The sequence below is a fragment of the Streptomyces niveus genome (assembly GCF_001723055.1).
Lineage (GTDB): Bacteria > Actinomycetota > Actinomycetes > Streptomycetales > Streptomycetaceae > Streptomyces > Streptomyces niveus.
In genome coordinates, this window is sequence record NZ_MDCR01000150.1 from 1 (window position 1) to 2,878 (window position 2,878).

A 2,878-nucleotide genomic window follows, 5' to 3' on the forward strand; every position below is an offset into this window, starting at 1 on the left:
ATGAAGGCACTCGCGGACCGCACGTCGCCGTAGCGCAGCGAGCGGGCGAGCGCGGGCAGGGCCTGGGCGAGGTGGCCGACGTCCGCGTCCAGCGCCGCGCGGTCCGCGAGTGCCTTCATCACCACGGGCAGCGCGTCGGTCAGCTCGGCCAGGAGGCACTGCTCGGCCAGGGCCGTGACCTCGGAGAGCGCGGTCGCCGACACCGCTTGCGACTCGGCTTTGGCGGTGGCCGCCGAGAGGACCGTGGTGCCCCAGACCCCGGCCTCGGCGACCCGTACGTACAGCTCGGGCTCCCAGCGCAGCCGCCACGTCTCACGGAAGGTGCCGGTGCTGCCCCGGCCCGCGGCCGGTTCGCCCCAGCCGATGGCGAGCAGCCGCAGCCGGTGCAGCAGCCTGCTCCGCCCGGCGTCGGTCTCCTTACGGAGGTCGAGGTCCACCTCCCGCTCCAGCGCTTCCGGCTTCAGCCGCAGCGAGCGCTGGAGCCGGGTCAGATCGCGTTGCAGCGGCACCGCGGGGGCGGAGTCGGGGACCTCACCCAGGACGTCCCCGACGATGAGCCGGTCCCTGATGAGCGCGAGCGGCACGTCGGACCCGTCGCACATCACGGCACGGATCGCGTCGGTCGTCTCGGTGAGCCCGGCGAGCGGCCGGCCGCGCATCGTGGCCAGCGTCTCGGCGAGCCGTACGGCCTCGATGACATGGGCGGAGGAGACGGGCTGGTCCTCCTCGCGCAGCAGACCCGCGACCTTGGTCATCCAGCGGGTGACGGGCCGGTCGGGCGCGCCGAAGAGATGCCCGTACCACCCCGGCGAGTCGATGCCGGCGCCGTAACCGCTGTGCCTGGCCAGCCGGTGGTGGGTCCACGGCACCCAGGTCATCTCGGACTTGACCTTGGGCAGCCCCTTGAGGAGCGCGCGGTCGGCGGTGGCCGTGCTTCCCGCGCCGAGGGCGGGCACATGCCAGGCACCGCAGACGACGGCGACCTGGTCGTCCCCGAACTCCTTGCGGGCGGCACGGAGTTGGAGCCGCATGTACGCCTCCCGGACCAGGTCCCGCCGGTGTCCACCGTCCCCGTACTCCTCGCGCAGGGCGCCCATCGCCTCCCCTACGGCGGCGAACGGCGCGAAGGGGTCGTCGCCGTCGGTGCCGCCCCGGTGCTCGACGACGTCTTCCCACCACCGCTCGGCGTCGTCGTACCCGGCGGCTTCGGCGAGCACGGCGAGGGGGTCGATCCGCAGCGCGCGTTCCCGGTCGCCGGGTCCGGGGGCGCTGTCGTGGCCCGCCTCCTTCCCGTCCTTGCCCCCGTCCCCTTCTTCGCTGTCGTCCTTGAACGCCAGTGAGTGCGTCGCGGGGAGGTCGATGAAGCGGACCGGGGCGTCGTGGGTCAGTGCCCAGCGGATCGCCACCCACTCCGGGGAGAACTCGGCCAGCGGCCAGAACGCCGCGCGCCCCGGATCGTCCACCGCGTGGGCGAGCAGCGCGACGGGCGGGCGCATCTGGGGGTCCGCCGCGAGGGACACCAAAGCGTCTCCTTCGGGCGGGCCTTCGATCAGCACCACGCGCGGCGACGCGGCGTCGAGCGCGGCCCGTACGGCGCGGGCGGAGCCGGGCCCGTGGTGGCGGACGCCGAGCAGCAACGGCCCGTCGCGGAGCGGTGTCGTCATGCGCCGACCTCTCGGCAGGCGCGGTAGAAGTCCTTCCAGCCGTCCCGCTCGCGCACGACCGTTTCCACGTACTCCTGCCAGATCACCCGGTCGGTCGCCGGGTCGCGGACGACGGCGCCGAGGATCCCGGACGCGACGTCGCCGGGGCGCAGCACCCCGTCGCCGAAGTGCGCGGCGAGCGCGAGGCCGTTGGTGACGACGGAGATCGCCTCGGCCGTGGAGAGCGTCCCGGACGGGGACTTGATCTTCGTACGCCCGTCGGCCGTGACGCCGTCGCGCAGCTCGCGGAAGACGGTGACGACCCGGCGGATCTCGGCGATGCCTTCGAGACCGCCCGGCAGGTCGAGCGAGCGCCCGATCTGGTCGACGCGCCGCGAGACGATGTCGACCTCCGCCTCGGCGGTGGCGGGCAGGGGCAGGACGACGGTGTTGAAGCGGCGGCGCAGCGCGCTCGACAGGTCGTTGATCCCCCGGTCGCGGTCGTTGGCCGTCGCGATCACGTTGAACCCGCGGACCGCCTGGACCTCCTGCCCCAACTCCGGTACCGGCAGGGTCTTCTCGGAGAGGATCGTGATGAGCGAGTCCTGCACGTCCGCCGGGATGCGGGTCAGCTCCTCGACCCGGGCGGTCATGCCTTCCGCCATGGCCCGCATGACGGGGCTGGACACGAGCGCGTCCCTGCTCGGTCCGTGGGCGAGCAGCTGCGCGTAGTTCCACCCGTACCGGATGGCTTCCTCGGGTGTGCCCGCCGTCCCCTGCACCAGCAGCGTCGAGTCACCGCTGACGGCGGCGGCCAGATGTTCCGACACCCAGGTCTTGGCGGTGCCGGGAACGCCCAGGAGCAGCAGTGCGCGGTCGGTGGCGAGGGTGGTGACGGCGACTTCGATGATCCGGCGCGGGCCCACGTACTTCGGCGTGATGACCGTGCCGTCGGGGAGTGTGCCGCCGAGGAGATACGTCGCGACCGCCCAGGGCGACAGCCGCCATCTGGCCGGCCGGGGCCGGTCGTCGGCGGCGGCGAGCGCCGTCAGCTCATCGGCGAAGGCGTCCTCGGCGTGCGGTCGCAGGACCTCGACGCCGGCCGTCTCGGCAGTCGTCGCACTCGTTTCGGGCATGGTCATGGATCCCCCTCCAGATCGTTCGACCGGGCATGGGATCCACCGTGCACCATGCCACTGACAATCGATCGTTTCCGCAGGTCAGGGCCGATTGTC

General features: G+C 73.1%; 2 protein-coding genes. Both read right to left on the minus strand.

Annotation, left to right across the window (positions count from 1 at the left end; genetic code table 11):
• Positions 1 to 1,664 (minus strand): DUF5682 family protein (locus BHU15_RS18860; RefSeq protein WP_069628254.1); only part of this gene is annotated, 1,664 nt, incomplete at its 3' end.
• A complete protein-coding gene (locus BHU15_RS18865; protein ID WP_069628255.1) occupies positions 1,661 to 2,785 on the minus strand; it encodes an ATP-binding protein in 1,125 nt (374 codons plus the stop codon). The genes BHU15_RS18865 and BHU15_RS18860, both read right to left, overlap by 4 nt.
• Positions 2,786 to 2,878: the final 93 nt, after the last annotated feature.